This is a genomic window from Legionella sp. ST3F1 (genome assembly GCF_048553315.1).
In the GTDB taxonomy this organism is placed as follows: domain Bacteria; phylum Pseudomonadota; class Gammaproteobacteria; order Legionellales; family Legionellaceae; genus Tatlockia; species Tatlockia donaldsonii.
Window position 1 is genome coordinate 115,885 of record NZ_JBLZIO010000007.1, and the last position, 22,776, is coordinate 138,660.

Genomic DNA, 22,776 nt, shown 5'->3' on the forward strand with positions numbered 1-22,776 from the left:
GTGAGTATCTCAGTATTTTTTTTATCTGTCGAGACTTAATGATATAAAATGTGAATGAAGCACATAGGCGACGCAAGCCGTTAATTTTTTTACCATTTCTAAATGCAAAAATTCATTAGGACCATGGGCATTAGAGTGCGGGCCCAAAACACCTGTAATCATAAATTGTGCATCAGGGAATTTTTCACCCAGCATCGCCATAAAGGGAATCGTACCGCCCTCCCCCATATACACAGCAGTTTTCTTATAAAAAGCCAATGAAGCCTCATCCACTGCTTTTGCCAACCAGTCTGCCATCAATGGAGCATTCCAGCCTTTAGCACTATCATCAATACGAAAACTGGTCTTTGCCTGATACGGTGGGTTTTGTGTTAATGTGTGTTGCAAGGCTGTCGCAGCCTCTTGGGGGCAGACTAAAGGCGGCAGACGCATAGAAAGCTTGAATACTGTTTTCGCTCTAAGTACATTCCCTGCATCTGCTATGGCGGGCAAACCTTCAGCCCCTGTGATAGCTAAGGCCGGGCGCCAGGTACGATTTAATACGAGTTGTTGTTTATCATGCGTCACCGGTTCAACACCAGTATGAAAAGGGAAACCAGAGTAAACCTCATCACCTAGAACAGCGGCGCAGGCATTTGCCTGTTTCACACGCTCCTGAGGAATATCACAATGCAGTGCTGCCAATTTAATCTCGCCATTTGTTTCATCTTCAATACGGCTAATTAATTGTTTGGCTACACGGAAACTATCAGCAACAATACCGCTAGCATTGCCAGAATGCACCCCCTCATTAAGCAACTCAACCGATAATTCACCAACAACATTACCGCGCAAAGATGTCGTCATCCATAATTGCTCATAATTACCGGCACCAGAATCCAGGCAAATAACCAGAGAAGGTTGTCCAATTTTGTCTTTTAATGCTTCGATATAATAAGGTAAATCATAACTGCCACTTTCTTCACAGGCCTCAATAATTAACACACAGCGAGCATGGGGCAGTTGCTGCTCTTGCAATGCGTTTATCGCCGTCAATGATGCATACGCAGCATAACCATCGTCAGCCCCGCCTCGGCCGTAAAGACGTCCATCGCGTATTACAGGTTGCCAAGGACCAAGCCCTTCTTGCCAGCCAGTCATTTCCGGTTGCTTATCTAAATGGCCATAGAGTAATACCGTCTGATCCACCTGACCGGGTACTTCCATAAACAATAAGGGGGTACGGCCTGGCAAACGGATAACTTCCAAAATTATTCCTGCTGGAGCATGCGCTTTGCACCAATCAGCAACATGGTTAACCGCTTGCTCCATGTAACCATGTTCCTGCCAATGCTCATCAAAATGGGGGGATTTATTCGGAATTTTAATGTAATCGCACAAGCTTGGCAGAATTTCTTTCTGCCATTCCTGCTCGATGTACTCATATAGTTTTAGGGTGTTCAGCATGCAACTGTTCCTTGATGAGAGCAATAATTTTCAAGGTAGCTGATTCAATATGAAGCGCCTTGATTTTAGCAATAATTTCTTCACGTTGCTGGCCAGCTTCAGTAATTGCAGCCAGTAAATTCTCTGCTGTTAAATTGTCATCATCAACGACCTTGCTAATTCCCTGCTGGGCAAAATAACGCGCATTTTGAATTTGATCGCCCCGACTAACTTTGGCAGAAAGCGGAATTAAAACATGAGGTTTCTGCAAAGACAGAATTTCATAAAGCGCATTAGCTCCTGCTCGTGAAATAACCAAATCGCTTGCGGCAAACAAATCCGCCAACTCACTAGTCGCGTATTCGAGTTGGCAATAATTAGCATGGTTAATCAAGTTGCTATCCAATTTTCCCTTACCACATAAATGAATCACCTGATAGGAAGCAGTCAACGGATCCAAAATGCTTCTTAAGGCTGTATTCAGTTTTACCGAGCCCTGGCTTCCTCCCATCACTAATACACAAGGCTTGTCGTAATTAAAACCACATAAATCCAAACCTTTTTCTTTCGAACCTTTGAATAGCTCTTGTCGTATAGGCGTACCAGTTATTTCCACCTTTTCTGGTTTCTTAAAATGTTTTTTTGCTGCTCCAAAAGTAACGCAAATTTTATCGACGAAAGGAAAGCTTAACCGGTTAGCAAGTCCGGGACTCATATCTGATTCGTGGGCAATAACTGGTATGCGATTTAACCAGGCCGCCACAACAATTGGAAAAGCAACAAAACCACCCTTGGAAAAAACGATCTCTGTTTTAAGCTTGCGTAATAGGCAATAAGACTGCACGATACCAAGAAGAATTTTGAACGGATCCAAAAAATTTTGCCAACTAAAATATCTTCTTAATTTGCCGCTGCTAACAGCATGGTAAGGGATATTTAAAGCGCTGATCATGTCCTTTTCGACACCATCTTTTGAGCCAATATAATCAATTTGCCAACCCTCCTGTCGCAGCACTTCTATGAGTGGCAAGTTAGGTGTGACATGGCCAGCCGTACCGCCGCCAGAAAAAACAATCGATGAATTCATTTAACTTCCCTAACCAGTAAACTTAAATCAATGGCTTGAATTGATTTCGTAATAGCTCCGATTGAAATATAATCAACGCCGATTTGTGCTACCGCAGCGATGGTATTCAAATCAATACCGCCTGAGGCTTCCAGTTCACAACCATAAGGTTTAGCAATTCCTACTGCTTCCATCAGCATAGCATTGCTAAAATTATCGAGCAAAATACGATCGGGTCTGGCGAGCAACGCTTCGTGCATCTCCTCAAGCGTCTCTACTTCGACCTCAACCAGCAAATCACTCCGCATTTGTCTTGCTTGGTTAATTGCCTGACTAATAGAACCACAGGCTTTAATATGGTTTTCCTTAATTAAAAACGCATCGTATAAACCCATACGATGATTGACCCCTCCCGCGCAGGCTACAGCGTATTTTTGGGCATGGCGTAAACCTGGTAATGTTTTACGGGTGTCCAGTAAACGAGTCTTGCTGCCTTGTAGCTTTAGCCGGTACTCATGGGTTTTTGTGGCGGTAGCTGACAAGGTTTGTAAAAAATTCAAAGCAGAACGCTCAGCAGTTAAAATTCCAGCTGCTGGGCCTTTAATTTGGCATAGAGTGGCAGGCTGACCAAGCCACTGCCCTTCGTCTACCAGCCAATCCAATTTAATCGCAGGATTTACCTCGGCAAAAACAGCATCGACCCAGGGGCGCCCGCAAACCAACATCGGTTCACGCGAGATAATTTCGGCCTCGGCAAATAACTCAGCAGGCAGTAAGGCAGCACTAACATCGCCATTCCCAACATCTTCCTCCAGCGCCCTTTTAACATCAGCCAAAATATCAATTTGGCTTAACTTCATGCTTTCTCCCCTTTTTGATCACTTTTGCCATAACGGGCTTTAATAAAAGGCGGCGCAATAACGGTAGTCACAATAACCATCAAAACAATCGCTGAAAACAGTTGATCAGACATCACTCCCAATGTTCTTCCTATAGACGCAAAAATCAATCCAACCTCACCGCGCGGTAACATACCGATCCCAATCAACAAGCGATCATCTTTGCGATCTGCCCCCAAGCCACTCACTAATTTACCAACAACAGCTGCAGCGATCAGACCGCTGGCCATTAGCAGTACCTGCCAATCCCAAAAGGATTCCAGTTTTACCTGGATCCCGATGAGAATGAAAAATAATGGAGCCAAAATAGATTCAAGCGGCGCTACAAGATTATGAATACTTAAAGAATCACTTGCAGAACGTGTGCGCGATTCAAACAAACCATCATGAATAATGAGTCCTGCCGCAAACGCACCGATAATAGTTGCTAAATGAATCAGCGTTGCTATCCATGCCAACAACATGACAAAGATAAATGAAATAAACAGTTTAGCTTCCCAGAGCTCAAGAAATTTAAAAAAGCTTACTGCCTTCCGGATAATCCAAGGACCAAGAGTGATAACAACAGTAAAAAACAGGGTAGCAGAAATTATAACGCGCCCTACCATGACCAGATCAACTACCCCACTAATCACCACAGAACTGACAATAGCTAGAATTACCAACCCTAAGATATCATCAATCATGGCCGCGCCAAGAATTGTTCTCGCTTCGCGGGTGCGTAATTTTTTCATCTCGGCAAGTACACGGGCGGTGATCCCTATACTCGTCGCTGACAAGGTCGCTGCAACAAACAAATCAGCCTGGTAGGAGGACTTTGGCAGCATTAAGTGGGCTACGGCAAAACCCAGGATAATAGGTACAATAACACCAATAATGGCTACTTGTACTGATTCACGGCCAGTATGTTTAAGCTCTTCTACCGAACTTTCAAGGCCAACCATAAATAAAAGAAAAATCACACCATAACGGGAAAAAATATCAAGAACATAAGCCACCTTGATTAAATCAATCCCGTTACCATTACCTAGAGCATCGGTCACTTGCTTGGCATAATAAGGATCAGAAACACTACTCGCAACTGCCTGGGGAAGAGAAATGCCCGCAAGCATTTCCCGCATGATGTTAAAAATAGCAGATCCTTCCCGTAAAATAACAACAAGCTGCGAGCCAAAAAGGTAACATAGATTGCCCAGAAAAACGCCTATCAACAATTCACCCAATACCCCCGGCTGATTAAAGCGTCTGGCAATATAGCGGCCCAGAATGGCAAAAAAAAGGATGAGAGTAACCCAGAGTATCACGGGTGCAACTGGATCATGGTGATCAGCTTGGTTGCCAGCAAATAGCAAGGCAGGGAAAAACCCTGACAGTAAAATCCAATATCTTAAATAGCGCGACATGGCTATTGCTCAGCAAGAAAGAGACAAGTTTCCAATACTGAATCAGGATTCAACGATACACTGTCAATTCCTTCCTGCATGAGCCATTGAGCGAAATCCTGATGATCGGATGGACCCTGGCCACAAATACCAACGTATTTCCCTGCTTTTTTACAGGTCGAAATCGCCATATGTAAGAGTGCCTTAACCGCATCATTCCGCTCATCGAATTGGGCTGCAATCAAGCCAGAATCTCTGTCCAAACCAAGCGTTAATTGCGTTAAGTCGTTAGAGCCTATTGAAAAACCGTCAAAATGTTCTAAAAACTCGTTGGCAAGTAATGCATTAGAAGGCAATTCACACATCATGATGACACGCAGGCCCTCTTTACCGCGCTCAAGTCCATGCTGTTTAAGTACCTGGATAACCTGTGCCGCTTCAGAAACCGTTCTGACGAAAGGAATCATGACTTCGACATTCGTCAATCCCATCTCTTCGCGTACACGGCGAACGGCTTTACACTCCAGAGCAAAACACTCGGCAAAATCAGCAGATACATAGCGTGATGCACCACGAAAACCAAGCATGGGATTTTCTTCATGGGGTTCGTATAAATTACCGCCCGCCAGATTAGCATATTCATTGGATTTAAAATCGGAGAGCCTGACAATGACAGGCTTTGGGTAAAAGGCAGCAGCAATCGTAGCGATACCTTCTTTTAAACGCTCAATATAGTACTCCACTGGAGATGCATAAGCGGCGGTCTTGTCATCAATAAGCTGTTTTAAATTTTTATCCTGTAAAGAGTTATATTCCAACAAGGCTTTTGGATGAATACCAATCGTGTTGGAAATTAAAAATTCGAGGCGAGCCAAACCAACCCCGGAATTGGGTATGGATTGAAAAGCCAAAGCACGCTCAGGATTACCCACATTCAGCATGATTTTCATCGGTAGTTCAGGCATGGTATCCACATCAAGGTGTACCTTCTCAAAGGGTAACAAGCCTCGATAAACATACCCGGTATCTCCTTCGGCACAACTTACTGTGACTTCGTCTCCGTCCCGAATGGCTTTGGTTGCATCGCCACAACCAACCACAGCAGGAATACCCAGTTCGCGGGCAATGATGGCTGCATGGCAAGTTCTGCCACCCCGATTGGTAACAATCGCCGCAGCACGTTTCATGATTGGCTCCCAATCCGGATCCGTCATGTCAGAAATTAAAACATCACCGGGCTCGACGCGGTGCATTTCACTGATGTCTCTGATAACCCTCGCCCGTCCCTGCCCGATACGTTGACCAATACTACGGCCTTCCGTTAATATCTCCCCTTGTTTTTTCAAGGTATAGCGCTCTAACACCTGGGTACTGCTACGGCTTTTTACAGTTTCAGGACGTGCTTGTAAGATATATAACTTCCCGTCCTTACCGTCTTTGGCCCATTCAATATCCATAGGTCGGCCATAGTGCTTTTCAATAATAAGGGCCTGCCTGGCCAACAGCTCTGCTTCTTCATTCGTTAAAGAAAACAACAGACGCTCTTTTGCTTTGACCTCTTCTGTTTTAACAGTCCGGGCTTGTGTTTCATCATTGCAATAGACCATTTTGAGCGCTTTACTGCCCAAATTACGGCGGATCACAGCCGGTCTACCCGCTTGCAGACCTGGTTTATGAATATAAAACTCATCTGGATTTACCGCACCTTGCACAACCATTTCACCCAGGCCATAGGATGATGTAATGAAAACAACTTGATCAAAACCAGACTCGGTATCCATGGTAAACATCACACCACTGACCGCCAAATCACTACGAATCATTTGCTGAATACCAGCCGACAAGGCCACATCATTATGGGAAAAACCGTGATGCACCCGATAAGCAATAGCCCGATCATTAAATAAAGAAGCAAAGACCTGTTTAATAGCAATTAAAACAGCGTCAATACCCCGAACGTTTAAATAAGTTTCTTGCTGACCGGCAAAAGAGGCATCAGGCAAATCTTCTGCCGTTGCTGAAGAACGCACTGCAACACTAAAGTCACTGTGACCGATTTGTTGAGCAAGTAGCTCATAAGATTGGCGGACTGCTTTTTCAAATTCAGCAGAAAAAGGCGCCTTGACAACCATCTCACGAATCGTTTTTCCGGTTGTGGTTAATTGGGCAATATCATCCGTATTGAGTGAATCGAGCATGGCATAGATTTTTTTATCCAAACCATCCTTCGCTAAAAAATCGCGAAAAGAATCCGCTGTAGTGGCAAACCCGGTTGGCACTGAGACGCCAGCCTTTGATAAATGGCTAATCATTTCACCTAAAGAAGCATTCTTACCGCCTACTTGCTCCAGATCCTGCATACCCAGATGTTGAAAATCAATTGTATGTACGCTGACTGCCATAACCACCTCTAATCCATAAAAATGACCACCATTCTACTGAAATTGCTAGATGATGTGAATTACCAACATAATTTGTTGTTAATTCAAGTAATACTCCCAGTAATCGGCCCATGCCCAACAATTGCCTCACAGGAAAATTCCACTTTACGCCGAGCCAGGGGGCCGGCCTGCGTTTGGTGTCAGGCTATTGGCGGTACAAACGAATATTGGCAGGAGGTACAACCGGTTTTGTCGAACGAATAGGATTGATATCCAATCCACCGCGGCGCGTATAACGTGCATAAACTGTTAATTCGTCAGGCTGGCAGTATGTCATGAGATCCATAAAAATACGCTCAACACATTGTTCATGAAATTCATTGTGATTGCGAAAAGACACCAAATACTGCAACAAGGATTCATTACTAATACGAGGACCGGAATAAGTAATTGCAATCGAACCCCAATCTGGCTGACCTGTCATTAAGCAATTTGATTTAAGCAAATGACTATATAAGGCGATATTCTCTACTTTTTCCGTCGAAACATTTAGCAATTGCGGATTTACTTTATACTCAGAACAGCTAATATCCAGCTCATCCAGGCAAAGCCCTTCCAACTGCCCAATAGGCGCTTCAATAAAACCTTCCGCTTTATAAAGCACGACTTGCACAACGCTACCTGCCGCCTTACTTAAATCAGATGCTATGGTTTCCCGCACCGTCTCAGGCGAATCAAAGATTGTATTATTAAAGGAATTTAAATATAACTTGAGGGATTTCGATTCAATAAGATTAACCGATTCACAGGGCATAATAATATCAGCTATCGCAACAACCGGCTTGCCTTTTTGATTCAGCCAGGACAATTCAAACGCTGTCCAAATATCATAACCCGTGAACGGCAGGGATATACCAACGCCAATACCCTCACGCTTTGTTTGGCGTGCGATGGGAAAAAGCAGTGAATTATCATAATTGTCAATGTAGGCACTACGCCGTCCCAGAGGCGAAGCGTGTAAATAGTCTTCGGACATACTTTTTTATCTATTGACTAAAAGCGCCTATCATAGCAAATCAAGGCTAGTTATGCAGCAAGTTTGTACAGTCGAGCTCTTCACAGCAATCAAATCTGCACCTCTATTTTAAATTAGATGCTTACAACAATTCACATCTGCCGCTGCATCTAATATTATATGCGCTTTATGATTGCGGCGAATTATCCATGACCTTAACTGCTTTAAACGCTATCTCACCTATTGATGGGCGCTACCTGAAAAAAACCAGCGCATTAAGTCCTTATTTTAGTGAGTTTGCCCTAACTTATTACCGTCTTATGGTAGAAATTCGCTGGCTCGAATCATTAGCTGCAAACAAAGAGATCGCTGAAGTCCCCGAACTGGACAAAGAATCACAAAATTATTTAAACGAAATCCTGGTCAATTTTAACGAAGCTGAAGCAGAAAAAATTAAGGTTTATGAAAAACAAACCAATCATGACGTCAAAGCAGTAGAATATTACTTACAGGATAAACTTGAGCAATTTGAAGGATTACGCAGGTATACCGGCTTTATTCATTTTGCCTGCACGTCGGAAGACATAAACAATTTAGCCTATGCCTTGATGGTGAAAGAAGCCATTGCCCAGGTCATACAACCTTCTCTCGCAGAAATTATTGGCAGTATTACCATGCTGGGTAAGCAACATGGTGATATCGCCATGTTATCAAGAACACACGGGCAACCAGCAACACCAACTACGATAGGCAAGGAATTAGTCAATTTTGTCGCTCGTCTGAAACGCCCACAACAACAATTGGCAGAAGTACTTATTCCAGCCAAATGCAACGGAGCAGTGGGAAATTATAATGCTCATATTATTGCGTATCCCGAGGTTGACTGGCGTAAACATTGCGCAAACTTTGTCAGTTCACTCGGCTTATCTTTCAGCGCTTATACAACCCAGATAGAGCCTCATGATGGCATTGCGGAAGTCTCTCATATCATGATTCGCATCAATAATATTTTGCTTGATTATACCCGCGATATCTGGACTTATATTTCCTTAAATTATTTTAAACAGAAAACAGTTGCTGATGAGGTTGGTTCATCCACCATGCCTCACAAGGTCAACCCCATTGATTTCGAAAATGCTGAAGGTAATTTGGGTTTAGCTAATGCTTTATTTAATCATTTTGCTAACAAACTAACCCAATCTCGTTTACAGCGCGACTTATCTGACTCCACTGTGTTACGCAACCTTGGCGTCGCCTTCGCTTACACATTGATTGCCTATCAAGCTATTGCAAAAGGGAATGATAAATTACAGATCAATAAGCGTGCCCTAAAACATGATCTTGATTCCAATTGGGAAGTGCTCGCTGAAGCTATCCAGACTGTTATGCGTCGCTATGAAGTCCCGAATGCTTATGAACAATTAAAAACCCTTACTCGCGGCCAAGGAATTGATGCGGATAGTTTGAAAACCTTTATTAAATCGCTCGATATTCCGGATAAAGTAAAAAATCAGTTAATCGGATTAACACCGGAAAAATATATCGGCTTGGCGGCCCAACTGGTTAAAGCATTTTCATGAGTAGTAATCTGTCGCAGCAAGGACATGCTCTAGAATTTGATGTTCTGGTTATAGGGACTGGGCTTGCTGGCCTGAATTATTGCTTACAATTACTAAAATTACAGCCAAACCTGACTATTGCTTTAATCAGTAAAGCTGAAATCACTGAATGCAACAGCCGTTACGCCCAAGGCGGAATTGCCGCAGCAGTTGCCCCTGAAGACTCTCTAGAATCGCATATCGCGGATACACTCCATGCTGGTGATGGTTTATGCTATCAACCAGCCGTTGAATTCATTATTCGCCAAGGGCCACAAGCTATCAAAGATTTACTGGCTTACCCGATTCCTTTTACCAAACAAGCTGGTGGCGATTTTTCCCTCGCTCAAGAAGGCGGGCATTCGCATCGACGAATTTTTAACAGTGGTGATCAAACCGGTTTAGCCGTTACTGAAGCCCTGTTACAAGCGGTCAAGCAACAGCCCCAGATCCATTTTTTTGACTATCATATCGCCGTTAATCTCATTACCCATTACCATCCACATCGTACAGATAATCAGGGAGAAGTCTTAGGGGCCTACGTACTGGATTGCCAAAACAATCGTATTCACACTTTCGTATCCCGTTGCGTCATTCTTGCGACCGGTGGCGCTGGTAAAACCTATCGCTATACCACCAATCCCATTATTGCGACTGGCGATGGTGTCGCTATGGCTTATCGGGCTGGGGCACGCGTGGGTAATATGGAGTTTTATCAATTTCACCCGACTCTTTTACACCACCACTCGCTGAATAATTTTTTAATTTCCGAAGCCGTACGAGGCGAAGGGGCTTTGCTAAAGAATGCTGATACAGGCGAGCGTTTCATGCGTCGTTATGCACCAAACCAATTAGAGTTAGCGACCCGTGATGTGGTTGCCCGATCTATTTTTAGTGAAATTGAGCAGGGCCAAAGTGGTTTTGTGCATTTAGATATCACTCATCAGTCCAAGTCTTTCTTAAAAAAACGTTTCCCGCAAATTTACAATACCTTGCTCTCTATTGGCATCGATATGAGTCAGGATATGATTCCTGTCGTCCCTGCTGCCCATTACCAATGTGGCGGTGTGCTAACAGACGTTGATGGACGGACTGATCTCAAACGACTCTACGCGATTGGCGAGGTTGCTTTTACCGGTCTGCATGGAGCCAACCGCCTGGCCAGTAATTCCTTGCTGGAAGCATTAGTCATGGCAAGCAATGCTGCTCATTGCACCTTGAAAGACATTACTAGCCCGATTAAGACAATGGATAACATTCCCAACTGGAGTTCTCCAGGTGAAGTCAATGCTCGCCGCGCAAGCCAGATTAATGCGCATTGGCGTGGTTTGCGTGGTGAAATGACCTCTTATGCCGGTATTGTCCGTACCGAAGCAGGCCTCCAGGATCTACTACAATTAATCATGAAACGTAAAAAAATAATTGAGGAATATTATTGGAAGCATTGCATTACCCGTGACTTTATCGAGTTACGTAATATTGTATTAAATGCTGAACTCATTGTTAGAGCTGCTCTATCAAGAAGAGAATCCAGAGGTGGCCACTATCGCGAGGATTTCCCGTATAAGAATGCCCAGGCAGAAGAAAGTATTGCCCGGCTGACCTCACCGCAGAATCCCTTTATTTAGTTGAGGTGTACCCATGTTTAAAAGTCATACCCTTTATCAACCAGAAAAAACACTCATGCAGATTACCAATGACATGAGTATTTGCCAAAGCGACTACCCACTGGATTGGTATCAGGAAGACTTTGTCCCCTATGCAGAAGAGTATCAGGCGCTACCGGATCGAAAACTGACAACAGTGCTTGCCTGGATGCAACCCTATATGCAAAAAGCACAAGCCCATTTTGGTGACAAATTATTATTACTTGCCCACTACTACATGGGAGGCGATATTGTAAGATTAGTTGAGCAGTTTGGCGGCCAAATTGGTGACTCTTACCAATTGGCACTCATGGCAGCAAATCATCCTGAGAAATCGGTGATTATTGAATCCGCGGTCCATTTCATGGCGGAATCGATCAGTATTCTCGCCAACAAACAACAACAAGTCTATATCACTAATCCCAAATCCGGCTGCACAATGGAGATGCTTGCTAAAGATTTCATGGTCGAGCCTGCCTTTCTGGATCTGAACGAACGCTATGGGGCCGAGAATATTTTGCCAGTCTGCTACATGAATACCTCCGGACGGGTAAAAGCCATGACTGGTGCTCAAGGTGGTGCTGTCTGTACCAGTTCGAATGTAAAGAAAATTTTCTCCTGGGCGATGAAACAAAACAAAAAAATATTGTTTATTCCTGATCAACATATGGGTGAAAACATTGCCTATTGGCTAGGGATCAACCACCTTGCTTACTGGCCTGGTGGCACAGCAGGCGCTCAATACTCTTTAGCCGCTCAAGATAGCAAAACGCTGGAGCAATTCGATAAAGCCAATTTAATTTTATTCGCCAGTCAATGTGCTGTTCATACCCATTATCAGCCAGAGATGTGTGAATACTGGCATCAATTGGGATACACCACCGTGGTTCATCCTGAATGCCGCAATGATGTTATTCGTGTTGCCCAACAAGCGGGTTCAACAGCCTTTATTTGGGATTATGTAGTGAATGACCGAGGGAACACCAAACATTATGCCATCGGCACAGAAAATCATATGGTAGAAAACTTGAAGCAGCATTGTAAAAGTAAGGGCATCACTGTAGTTAACCTGGCCGAAGCGCCTAAACAAGATAATGAGAAAGGCATGGGCTGTGGTTGCGCTACCATGTCACGCAATGATCCGCCTCATCTAGTGGCACTGGTTGATCGTTTACGCCAAGGAAAAACGATGGCTTATAATGAAGTCAAAGCCGGTGATCTAGTCAATGAATTTACCGGTAGTCGCCAGCGCTTACAAGAGAGCGAACAAGAATGGGTCATCGACAATGCTAAGAAAGCCTTGCAAATGATGATAAATATTACCGAAGACCGTTTATGAAGCTCAGGGCCTTAGTCCATGCCTGCTAAACATGAAAAACCAAGGCAAGTTGTCTTGGTTCCTTATGACAAGCAATGGCCGCTTTTATTTGCCCAGGCAGAACAACAACTAGCGGCTATTTTGAAGCAGCGGTGTCTGGCTATTCACCACATTGGCAGCACTGCAATTCCTCACATTCACGCGAAGCCAATTATTGATATCTTGCCGGTTGTTGATGATATCGAGAATATTGATGCCTTCAACCCTGACTTTGAGGCTTTAGGCTATACCTGTATGGGTGAATATGGAATAAAAGGCCGTCGTTTCTTTTGGAAATCGAAATCGCAGCGCAGCCATAATATTCATATTTTTGCCCAAAATTCACCAGAAATTGCCAGACATTTAGCGTTTCGTGATTTCCTGATTAACAATCCTGTTTATGCCCAGGCTTATTCGCTGATAAAACAGTCCCTAGCCGCGGTCTTTCTGGATGACATCGAAAATTACGTGAATGGCAAAGCGTCTTTTATTCAATACATTGACTATAAAACAGGCCAATACAGTCAGGAACAATTAGATGCGGATGATCATATAGTTATTAGTGCCTACAACCCGGCCTGGCCATTACTGGCCAAAGCTGAAATTGACACTATCACCGAATTGAGCAAGGCACTTGATGTTGTTGTTATTGAACATATTGGCAGCACAGCTGTGCCAGAGTTATCCAGTAAACCAATCATTGATTTGTTCATTACAATTCAATCTTTAGACCAAGCCCCCCGATGGATCGCACTATTGGAAACATTAGGTTATGTTTTCTGGCCTGAGAATCCGGATAAAACTCATCTGCGCTTTTTTAAAGGCATGCCTCCTTTTGGTAAAGGCAGAACTCACCACATTCATCTTATGGAAGCCAGCACTAGCTCAATGGAACACCGTCTATTGTTTCGCGATATTCTGCGTCGTGATGGGCGAATACGACGCGACTATGAAAAATTAAAACAGCAATTGGCCAATGAACATGGCGGGGACAGAGAATACTATACCGATGCCAAATCATTATTCATTACGCAGGTACTTCGCACTCACGGTTATGAGAAACCCATCTCGCGTTGATGATTATTGCCAAATTCATTAAAGATTGATTACACTCAATAGTCGCTAAAACAGAGCAGGGAGATACCCATGTCAACAGCTTCTCATGATACTGCAAATTCAATCTATGATGTTCCTGTTAACACGATGGATGGCAGTGTTACAACGCTCAATCCCTACCGAGGCAAGGTGATGTTAATCGTCAATGTAGCCAGTCGCTGTGGGTTCACACCGCAATACGCCGAACTGGAGGCCATGTATCATGATTACAAAGAGCGAGGACTCGGTATCTTGGGTTTTCCGTGTAATCAATTCCTCCATCAAGAACCCGGAACGCACGAAGAGATTAAAGCTTTTGCAGAGAGCTGCTATCGAATAACTTTCCCCTTGTATGCAAAAATCGATGTTCGGGGAGCAAACCGCGCGCCGCTCTATAGCTATATCATCCAACACATTCAAAAACGCCCTTTAAAATTTATTCCCTGGAATTTCACCAAAATTTTAGTTGATAGTGAGGGCCGTATACTGAAACAGTATCTTCCAACCACATCGCTGCAAAAGATTCGCAAGGATATTGAAGCGTTATTACCCAATTAGCCTCACCCCTGGTATAGCTATTTTACTGCAACCAAATTGTTATACCGGAGCCGATATAAGTGCCATCCAAGCGACCACTAACCGGATGGCCAATTTCCAAATCAAAAGCCATCGTTGGATGAATCAGATACAAGAATCCATAATCAGCGTTAAAACCACTACCTAGGCCTGGCCCCGTCTTGGTTTGACCATAAATTTCCGCAAAAAAGCTAAGTTTTGTCGCAGGAGCATAGGAAAAAACCAAATCGGGATTAATCGTTTGAAAACGTAAATTACCCGCAATGGGAGGTAAGGAAATTGTGCTTGCACTCAACTCAAAAAGCCAACTAAATTGATCATTAATTGTGTAATTCAAAATACCACTTACAACAGCACTAACTTCCTTTGCACCAAAACCAGCACTACCACCAGGAGGTGCAATTGCAGCCTCTGCTGCGAACATCCATTTTGAGTTGTAAAAAACCTGATGTTTTATATCCAGCATGGTTATATCATAACCAGAAAATGGATCACTGGTTTGTTGATTAAACGAGGGGGCAAACAAAACAAACTGAGTATTAGCCGGTAATCCTAGCGTTAAAGTCAGTTGCGGGAAATTCTGGGCGAAAACGGCAGGGTTGGAAAATCCTGAATAGATATACCCTGCTTCTGCCATGAATGTTTTAGGTGGTATCACACATGGACTATCAGCAACCGAGCCTCGATGCGTATAATTAAACACCGCGCCAGGGCCATCACAAGGATTATCTGTTGTGCCTGCAAAAACGTTCGTCATTAATAGGAAGATAACAATCCCTATTGATAACAATTTCCCTGTTAATCTAAATCCCATTTACTGCCGGCCATGCCATTCATTTATCCGTCACTCTACCATATCTTTACTCTTAAGTTGATAAAGCGCCCATGGTTGTATAAATATTTTACAAAACCATTGATCACGACTATCCTTAATAACTGAGGCGATATGATTTACGCCTCTATTCCCACTATAAAAGTAAGTTCAACCAAGATAGGAGATCAATAATGAACAAGGACATCTTTGAAGGTAAATGGGAAGAGGTTAAAGGTCAATTGAAACAAAAATGGGGTAAATTGACTGACGATGATCTCTTGGAAATAGAAGGTAATAACCAGGAAATTTATGGTAAATTGAGACAACATTATGGTTATACCAAAGAAGAGATTGAAAGACAGTTGAGAATGTTTACCAAACATTAATTCTAACTTTAAAAGGAATTCATGATGTTAGGATGGGCGCTTATTTTCCTCATCATTGCAATTGTAGCCGGTCTATTCGGCTTCAGAGGCGTTGCTTCTACGGCAACGAGTATTGCAAAAGTCTTGTTCTTTTTATTCATTGTTATTTTTATCGTGTTACTTTTGATGAATTTATTGGGTGGCGGACCACCTCCTGCTCCTCCAACCTAAATTAAAAAGTAACAGATAGAAGCCTTCTAATGTATCGCAAAGAGTGAGAGTAAATCGAAGTCTTTGCGATATTTAATTGTTATCAGAAAAATTTCTATTTAAATTTTTACAAAATCAAATTCTTAGACTACAAATAATATCAAGGACTGTCACTGAGAGACTTCATGAAAAAATGGACCGGATTCCTCGTCGTTTTGGTAGTGCTGATTCTTATCGCCTATTATGTCATGGGTTTTGTACTCGAACGCACACTCAATAAAAATATCAATTCAATTCCTAAATCCCCAGTACTGAGTGTTGAACTGGATAACTATGAACGTGGCTGGTTTTCATCGCAGGCTCTTTTAGCGGTAAAAATGCATATTCCAGCGCAAGAAACAACTGATGCACAAGGTGAAACCTCCACCGAGCCACCCGCTGATGTTGATATGAGCTTTCCGCTAATTATTAATCATGGTCCTTTTATAGTTTCTGATTATGGCATGGGCTTTGGAATGGGCCAGGTAACAACTCGCCCCGAGACGCATTTTCATGTGTTGGTCAATTATTTTAATAAAACTATTTTCAAATATGCTATTCCTGCTTTTACCATCAAAGGCCAGGGTGGATCAGATGAGGATAGTTTCCAAGCGGAATGGTTAGGCTTAAATGCGTTACTTTGTGTCTCGCCCAATTTGGACAAATTAGGCGGTGGTTTTATCCTGTATGGACTCAATACTTCTGCAAGTAATGGCCTATTCAAATTAGGTAGGGTAGTCAATAATTTCACACTGAGCCGTTCCCAAGAGGGATTATGGGTAGGACAGGTTAGTTTTAATGTCCCCTCTGCATCACTCGGCGGAGATAAAGATAATCAGAATTTTAATCTTGAGGGCTTTGATTTAGCTTTAGGTTCAGATATCACGGAAGACGTCCTGAATGTTGATTTAGGTTTATCACTGAAACAATTAGTTACTAATGACAAAACTTACGGACCAGGTGTAGTGAAACTCAGTATTAAAAATCTGGATCCTGCAGCAATGGCCAGTATTAACAAACTGACAGAAAAATTGGTTCAAGATAATCCCAACGCCACCCTACTTGGCGTATCCATATTATCTGAACTTCCTAAACTACTGTCCAAAGGCGCCATCTTGGAATTATCCGAAATGAACTTTAATTTACCTGAAGGTAAGATTATAGGTAATCTAAAAATCTCTGTACCGACAGGTGAGGTCAATGACCCCGTTCAATTACTGCAAAAGGCGCAGGGTACTGGCGAATTGAGAGCACCAATGGCGATCGTCAAAGAGATTCTGCTAGCAACCATGACAAATAATTCAGAAGGGAACTCGACCTCAGAGGAAGACCAATCAACTCCTGCACAAGCGACTGCAGTTATACCCACTGCTTCAACCACAGACTCCAATGCGGATCTCTCCGCGCAAGCAGACAAAGTTTTGCAGGATTTAGTAAATAAAGGTCTGTTAAAGGTGGAAGGAAACGATTATGTCGTCAGTTTCAAATTAGAAAATCAACAACTGATGGTGAATGGACAACCCTTTGATCCCAGCACATTGAAATGATTTTTCAGAAAGGCCGGTATACTTGCCGGCCATAGATATCCCTTACTCAATCCTAATTTGACTAAAATACTGCGGTAACTCCTTAGCGAGCAAAGGATCAATCTTATTAACATAAGGAATATTATCGAACGCAGTACGTGGATAAACCCTGTCATTAACCCAATGTCCCGACCAATACGCTGTCGTTCTTATGCAATCCCTGGCAAAATGATGCAAATGGTATTGTTCTTCTAATTCAAAACAACCTCTCAGAAAAATATCAACATAGGATTGTACAATAGGATCATGGTTTGACGGGGGCTGCAAACTCCGCGTTGTATAAACCCAGTATTGGCCGCGCGGAAGAGACTTGGTAATTAAGGGACGAATTTTTTCGCGGGCAACAGCAACTCTACAATAGGTATTTTCACGTCGATCGTAGTTATGCAGCGCCTTCGCCTCATTTAATTTAAAGTAGACTGCATTCATTTCCGAACCAGTCCGTTTTCTTATTCCAAGGTAGGTTGTGCTAAATCCCACTTTACTGCCTTGCTCAATCCACCCTCGCTCGAAACCACTAATATACACGGGATAATTCTTACCCACACCTGCAGCATCCTCTCGCTTTGAATCTTCTTGCATCAGAGAGCCATAGCCAATAACAAATTGGGGCAGCTTATTATTAAACGGTGGTCGACAATTGCTTGCTAAAAAAGGCTCTTCCTTGACTGCCTGATTAGTACAAGAAGACAGAATCAAAACGCTGAATAACAAAAACAGCCCTGGTTTTGTTTGATTGAGAAATAACATAGAGTCCTTTCATACGCGAATTGCAAACAGTAAACCCTACTCTTCCACCGCGACGTAGAATTGGCAACTGCCTAAGGAGTCAGTACAGACATAACCACCAAGGGTATCAATCCAATTATTATCCGAACGGGCCGGTATCTTGACTCTCACGGGCCACCAAATTGAATAAAGACCGACTGAATTTTTATAAGTGCAGACTACTCCTTGCCCCAAACCTGCAACCATAATATTGGCACGCACAAATTGAGTATTCGCTTCACCTTGGGGATTATGGGCTGAAAATGGATCTTTTTGCCAAGGTGCTGGTAAAATACCCCAGCGCAGTGAACTGGTTTCCGGATCAGGACAGTTAAACGGCGTGGCATAAACAACTGCATTCAGCGCACAAAGTAATCCTGCTGCCAATATTTTTTTTTTCATAAAATCCTCGCCAAAATCGAGCTCTCCATTCCAAAGCTCATTTATATGAAATGTTGCACATTATTTGCAATAAATAGTACAAGGTCAATCGAAATGAATTTATTTTCTAGCATAGTAAATAATTTCATTTTCCCCATTGTTTCGCAATATTTCTTTGTTATAATGGCCGCCTGTGCCGGGGTGGCGGAATTGGTAGACGCGCCGGATTCAAAATCCGGTGGTGGTGACACCGTGTGGGTTCGAGTCCCACCCTCGGTACCATTGAGTGCTTTTACAACAGTTCTCAATGGTTCACAACGGCAAATAACTTCTTGATTTATATTGTAATAATAAAGACTTCTAATTCTCAAATCATTCTCAACTATTCGTTATTTTTCGCATATAACCGCGAGCACTTTGGGTAAGATCTTGGGTAAGGTTTTTTTATCCTTCCTTCAAAGTTGCCGCTTAGTTGAGGCACTCTGTAATGTTAACCGATGCATATATAAAATCTTTAAAGATTGGCGATAAAAAACGCCATGCTGATTTCAATGGTTTGGTATTAGAACTAAGACCAACCAAGAAGAAACTGAATAAGGTATTCATTTTTCGTTTTCAATGGGAAAAGAAACCGCAAACGATTACATTAGGAAATTATCCTAGTTTAACTCTGGCTGATGCCCGTACTATTGCTAAATCAAATCGTGAGCAACTAGATAAAGGAATTGACCCAAGACAAAAGGCTCGAGAAGAAAACAAACCAAAGCCTACCTTTCAATTAATAGCAGAACAATGGCTGCATAAAAACCAACATTGCTGGAAAGAAGTTACCCGTAACCGTCATCAGAAAACACTTATTCGTGACGTTTATCCATTCATTGCCAATAAACCAATTGACGAAGTAACCAAAGCAGATCTTTTACAAATAATTCACCCCCATGAGGCAAAAGGACATCATGAAATAGCTCATCGTTTACACGATAGACTACAGAGTATCTTTGAATTTGCTGTAGGTGCCTCGTTAACTGAGAACTACCCTTTCATTGGCTTAAAAAAAGCATTGGCACCAAAACCACGAGTCACCAATCAGCCAGCAATAAGTTCAGATGAAGCTCACACAATGCTTGAAGTCATTAGGAAAAGCCCTGCTACATCGATTAATAAACTCTATATTGAGTTGCTCGCTCATCTCTTTACTAGACCATCCGAACTACGACTTGCCCAATGGAGCGAATTTAACTTGCAAAAAGCTGAATGGCACATTCCTACTGAACGCATGAAAATGGCAGCTCCTCATTGGGTTCCTTTATCACCTCATGCGATAAAACTATTGAAGAGTTTAAAGTTAATTACAGGCTTTACCCCTTACCTTTTTACTTCACCAACAACAAACAAACCACCACTACCAATAAGCGAAACCAGCGCACGTAAACTATTGCATAGCTCGGGCTATAAAGATCGCCACACATTGCATGGTTTTCGTGCTTTAGCATCCACCGTTCTTCATGAACAAAGCAATTTCCGAACTGATGCTATAGAAGCTCAGCTTGCTCATAAAATACAGGGGGTTAGAGGAGTTTACTTGCGTGCTGATTTCAAGAAAGAGCGTAAAGAGTTGATGAATTGGTATAGCAATTGGTTGGCTTGTAATGCAAAAAGCATATCTCAAAATCAAGACATAGGAGTAAATCAATGAATTCAATATTAATCCAACATACATCTTTAAAGACACTAGACGAATCAAAAATAAACGCTAGATTAATAGAGGAAATATTCAATTACCCAACAGATCTAATGAATCTTAATAAAGAACTTGGAGAAAAACTGGCATCGTTATTAGGAGCTAATAATTTACCTCCTGAAGTAGTCACATTATTATCACGCCCATGGCAAAGAGCCAATATGCTAGCTTCATGGAACGATAAACTCAACCTACCTGTTAGAAAAGAGAATACTAAAAGTTTTGTGAAAAGATTAAAAAAAATAAGAAAAGATTTCACAAACATGTATCAAACCATCGCTACGTTTATGCTATTTGAGAAGAATGTGGAGCTGGATATCGATAAGATCATATACAATTTCGATGAAACCATAAAATATTTTGAGGATTTTATTAAACAGAAATTTGCTAGAGGTCAAAGCTATTCGACACATTATTTTAAAAGATATGCTTTAAACAGCCTATTTTATATGGGTAAAAAGATGGGACTTTCAGAGGAGGGATCGCCAACGTCGCTAAATAAATACGTTCAGATTGTCACTGACAAAACTTATGATGATATAGATCAAGATCATTTTAAATTTAAGAAGATTGATTTTATTGCTGAATACGAACGTAATAAAAACATTACACCCATGTGGTTTATATTTAATCCTTATTGTGAACTAACCAATTCGATGCTGTGTGATATAACAACGCGCTTTTTATCTCTATAACCACCCCCTTTTCGACACCCTAAAATTTTTAGGGTGTCAAACATTATCATACTTTGCATAACCGACCATAATTACTCCCGAGAATAGTTGAAATGATTTAAGAAACAAGTCTTCAAGATTTTACAAGGAGTTTTTATGAACCAAAATTTACCCTTGCTACTATATCCCAAACAAGCTCAAAAGTTTTTAGGTGTTGGCACAACAAAATTTTATGAGCTTATTAAATTGCCAGATTTTCCTAGACCAAGAAACCCTCTTGGGAAGCGACCAATGTTTGTTCGTCAAGAATTGGAAACATGGGCATCAGGCTTATTAGCGAGTAATGACAATGTATAAATGAGAGTACTTATGCAGCCAATTGGGGAAATTGGCTGCCGAAAAATCATTTTTATATAAACGATAATTTGTTTATAAATAAAGGAATATACAAATGCATTTTAATAAAAAAAATGAGCTTATTCAATCGGAAGATAACGGGCAAAAAGCACTAAGCAACATAAAAGCTTATTTGATTGATGAAAAAGATAAAACTCAGTTTCTTCAAGATAGTCCTAGATTGCCTGAGACAAAACATGATTCACTGATTGAAACTAAAAATCCTCTACTAGAAATAGAGGCAAAGGAAACACAGGCATCCAACAGCGAAGTAATGCCTAAGGTACCTCTATACCCTCATCGTATTAATCCCAATCAATTATTATTAGAAATTGAAAAGCTGATCAAAGAAATAATAGTTTGTGATGAGGAAACTATTGTTGCTGCTGTTTTATGGATAGCTATGACATGGTTTATTGATGATATTAAAGTTGCTCCCTTAGCTGTAATCACTGCTCCAGAAAAGCGTTGCGGAAAATCGCAACTACTTTTTCTAATGGGACGATTAGTATGCCGACCCATATTGGCATCAAATATTACGTCTGCTGCACTGTTTCGTTCAATTGAATTATGGAAACCAACTCTATTATTAGATGAAGCAGATACTTTCTTAAAAAACAATGAAGACTTACGGGGCATTATCAATAGTGGCCATACACGAGACTCTGCTTTTGTAATCAGAGTCGTTGGCAAAGAACTCATTCCCCAGCCATTTAATGTATGGGGTGCGAAAGCCATTGCAGGGATTGGTAATCTACCTGATACATTGATGGATAGAGCCATTAACTTACAATTGCGTCGTAAACGAGAGAATGAAAGGACAACTCGGCTTCGACATATCGATGAGAATATTTTTAATAAATTAACCTCTAAGTTAGCCAGATTCTCAACAGATTATTGTCGTTCTCTTAGAAGCATACGTCCTGAGCTTCCATTAGAACTTAATGATAGAGAACAAGATAACTGGGAAGCATTATTAGCTATAGCAGAAATTGCAGGTAATGATTGGGTTAAACGCGCTAAAGATGCTGCTTTAAAAATTTCTAAGGGCAACCAAGATGCTACAGTAAGCATGGGGATAGAACTTTTATCCACTATTTATGATATTTTTGAAAATAAAATGGCTCAACGACTCAGTTCTGCGGAGCTTATTAGAGAATTATGTCAAGATGAAGAACTACCTTGGTCAACTTATAACCGTGGCTTACCAATTACACCAAGACAAATCGCAAATCTTTTAAAAGGTTATGGCATTAAAAGCAAAGGAATACGTGTGGGATATGGCACACCCAAAGGATATGAAAAAGAGCAATTTCGAGAATCTTTTAGCCGATACTTAATCACTGCTGAAATTTGAAATAT

At 41.8% G+C, this 22,776-nt stretch carries 21 protein-coding genes and 1 tRNA gene; 13 read left to right on the forward strand and 9 right to left on the reverse strand.

The annotated features are described in order from the left end of the window. Positions 1 to 21 precede the first annotated feature (21 nt). From ACN4Z1_RS06960 to queF, 6 genes are all read right to left on the reverse strand, one after another. Positions 22 to 1,446 (reverse strand): M20 family metallopeptidase, encoded by a 1,425-nt coding sequence (locus ACN4Z1_RS06960; protein WP_228364813.1) that lies wholly within the window; start codon positions 1,444 to 1,446, stop codon positions 22 to 24. After that, on the reverse strand, positions 1,421 to 2,512 hold the full coding sequence (locus ACN4Z1_RS06965) for an undecaprenyldiphospho-muramoylpentapeptide beta-N-acetylglucosaminyltransferase (RefSeq protein WP_228364812.1): 1,092 nt from the start codon (positions 2,510 to 2,512) through the stop codon (positions 1,421 to 1,423). The genes ACN4Z1_RS06960 and ACN4Z1_RS06965 overlap by 26 nt, the downstream gene beginning before the upstream one ends. Then, entirely contained in the window at positions 2,509 to 3,351 is an 843-nt protein-coding gene (gene nadC / locus ACN4Z1_RS06970; protein WP_228364811.1) for a carboxylating nicotinate-nucleotide diphosphorylase, read from the reverse strand. The genes ACN4Z1_RS06965 and nadC overlap by 4 nt, the downstream gene beginning before the upstream one ends. Beyond that, on the reverse strand, positions 3,348 to 4,793 hold the full coding sequence (locus ACN4Z1_RS06975) for a cation:proton antiporter (protein WP_228364810.1): 1,446 nt from the start codon (positions 4,791 to 4,793) through the stop codon (positions 3,348 to 3,350). Before ACN4Z1_RS06975 ends, nadC begins: the two co-directional genes overlap by 4 nt. A gap of 2 nt (positions 4,794 to 4,795) precedes the next feature. Beyond that, positions 4,796 to 7,174 carry a phosphoenolpyruvate synthase gene (gene ppsA, locus ACN4Z1_RS06980; protein ID WP_228364809.1) on the reverse strand — a complete coding sequence of 793 codons (2,379 nt, stop codon included), beginning with the start codon at positions 7,172 to 7,174 and terminating at the stop codon, positions 4,796 to 4,798. Between the two features lie 184 nt (positions 7,175 to 7,358). Then, positions 7,359 to 8,189 carry an NADPH-dependent 7-cyano-7-deazaguanine reductase QueF gene (gene queF / locus ACN4Z1_RS06985; RefSeq protein WP_228364808.1) on the reverse strand — a complete coding sequence of 277 codons (831 nt, stop codon included), beginning with the start codon at positions 8,187 to 8,189 and terminating at the stop codon, positions 7,359 to 7,361. A 188-nt stretch (positions 8,190 to 8,377) separates the two neighbouring features. Between queF and purB the strand changes: the two genes are divergently transcribed. The 5 genes from purB (at position 8,378) to ACN4Z1_RS07010 (ending at position 14,422) form a co-directional block, all read left to right on the forward strand. Beyond that, complete coding sequence (gene purB / locus ACN4Z1_RS06990; RefSeq protein ID WP_115221735.1) at positions 8,378 to 9,748, forward strand: adenylosuccinate lyase; 1,371 nt, start codon at positions 8,378 to 8,380, stop codon at positions 9,746 to 9,748. Beyond that, positions 9,745 to 11,394 (forward strand): L-aspartate oxidase, encoded by a 1,650-nt coding sequence (gene nadB, locus ACN4Z1_RS06995; protein WP_115221736.1) that lies wholly within the window; start codon positions 9,745 to 9,747, stop codon positions 11,392 to 11,394. Before purB ends, nadB begins: the two co-directional genes overlap by 4 nt. Positions 11,395 to 11,407: 13 nt before the next feature. Beyond that, positions 11,408 to 12,751 carry a quinolinate synthase NadA gene (nadA, locus tag ACN4Z1_RS07000; protein ID WP_228364807.1) on the forward strand — a complete coding sequence of 448 codons (1,344 nt, stop codon included), beginning with the start codon at positions 11,408 to 11,410 and terminating at the stop codon, positions 12,749 to 12,751. An 18-nt stretch (positions 12,752 to 12,769) separates the two neighbouring features. Continuing rightward, on the forward strand, positions 12,770 to 13,846 hold the full coding sequence (locus ACN4Z1_RS07005) for a GrpB family protein (protein ID WP_228364806.1): 1,077 nt from the start codon (positions 12,770 to 12,772) through the stop codon (positions 13,844 to 13,846). Between the two features lie 69 nt (positions 13,847 to 13,915). Beyond that, positions 13,916 to 14,422, forward strand: coding sequence for a glutathione peroxidase (locus ACN4Z1_RS07010; protein WP_115221738.1), 507 nt, complete (start codon positions 13,916 to 13,918; stop codon positions 14,420 to 14,422). A gap of 22 nt (positions 14,423 to 14,444) precedes the next feature. On the opposite strand, the gene ACN4Z1_RS07015 is transcribed toward ACN4Z1_RS07010, so the two are convergent. Continuing rightward, on the reverse strand, positions 14,445 to 15,254 hold the full coding sequence (locus ACN4Z1_RS07015) for a hypothetical protein (RefSeq protein WP_147285502.1): 810 nt from the start codon (positions 15,252 to 15,254) through the stop codon (positions 14,445 to 14,447). 191 nt (positions 15,255 to 15,445) lie between these two features. Here ACN4Z1_RS07015 and ACN4Z1_RS07020 point away from each other — a divergent pair, with 191 nt between their 5' ends. The 3 genes from ACN4Z1_RS07020 (at position 15,446) to ACN4Z1_RS07030 (ending at position 17,415) form a co-directional block, all read left to right on the forward strand. Further along, entirely contained in the window at positions 15,446 to 15,640 is a 195-nt protein-coding gene (locus ACN4Z1_RS07020) for a CsbD family protein (protein ID WP_058447711.1), read from the forward strand. 24 nt (positions 15,641 to 15,664) lie between these two features. Next, entirely contained in the window at positions 15,665 to 15,850 is a 186-nt protein-coding gene (locus tag ACN4Z1_RS07025; RefSeq protein WP_115221740.1) for a DUF1328 domain-containing protein, read from the forward strand. Between the two features lie 164 nt (positions 15,851 to 16,014). Continuing rightward, positions 16,015 to 17,415 (forward strand): YdgA family protein, encoded by a 1,401-nt coding sequence (locus tag ACN4Z1_RS07030; protein WP_228364805.1) that lies wholly within the window; start codon positions 16,015 to 16,017, stop codon positions 17,413 to 17,415. 42 nt (positions 17,416 to 17,457) lie between these two features. Here the strand turns inward: ACN4Z1_RS07030 and ACN4Z1_RS07035 are convergent, their stop codons facing one another. Then, entirely contained in the window at positions 17,458 to 18,204 is a 747-nt protein-coding gene (locus ACN4Z1_RS07035) for a gamma-glutamylcyclotransferase (RefSeq protein WP_228364804.1), read from the reverse strand. 36 nt (positions 18,205 to 18,240) lie between these two features. Continuing rightward, the gene (locus ACN4Z1_RS07040) at positions 18,241 to 18,624 is read right to left on the reverse strand and encodes a DUF3757 domain-containing protein (protein WP_115221743.1); all 384 of its coding nucleotides are present in this window, start codon (positions 18,622 to 18,624) and stop codon (positions 18,241 to 18,243) included. Between the two features lie 174 nt (positions 18,625 to 18,798). On the opposite strand from ACN4Z1_RS07040, the gene ACN4Z1_RS07045 reads away from it, so the two are divergent. The 5 genes from ACN4Z1_RS07045 to ACN4Z1_RS07065 all read left to right on the forward strand — a co-directional run bounded on the left by ACN4Z1_RS07045 (position 18,799) and on the right by ACN4Z1_RS07065 (position 22,771). Then, positions 18,799 to 18,885, forward strand: a tRNA-Leu gene (locus ACN4Z1_RS07045). A gap of 205 nt (positions 18,886 to 19,090) precedes the next feature. Continuing rightward, on the forward strand, positions 19,091 to 20,299 hold the full coding sequence (locus tag ACN4Z1_RS07050; RefSeq protein ID WP_419388188.1) for a tyrosine-type recombinase/integrase: 1,209 nt from the start codon (positions 19,091 to 19,093) through the stop codon (positions 20,297 to 20,299). Further along, positions 20,296 to 21,039: a hypothetical protein gene (locus ACN4Z1_RS07055; protein WP_419388187.1), complete on the forward strand. Its 744-nt coding sequence runs from the start codon at positions 20,296 to 20,298 to the stop codon at positions 21,037 to 21,039. Before ACN4Z1_RS07050 ends, ACN4Z1_RS07055 begins: the two co-directional genes overlap by 4 nt. Before the next feature lie 135 nt (positions 21,040 to 21,174). Further along, positions 21,175 to 21,375, forward strand: a complete 201-nt coding sequence (locus tag ACN4Z1_RS07060) for a helix-turn-helix transcriptional regulator (RefSeq protein ID WP_419388186.1) — start codon at positions 21,175 to 21,177, stop codon at positions 21,373 to 21,375. A 94-nt stretch (positions 21,376 to 21,469) separates the two neighbouring features. Beyond that, positions 21,470 to 22,771: a DUF3631 domain-containing protein gene (locus ACN4Z1_RS07065; RefSeq protein ID WP_419388185.1), complete on the forward strand. Its 1,302-nt coding sequence runs from the start codon at positions 21,470 to 21,472 to the stop codon at positions 22,769 to 22,771. Positions 22,772 to 22,776 lie beyond the last annotated feature (5 nt).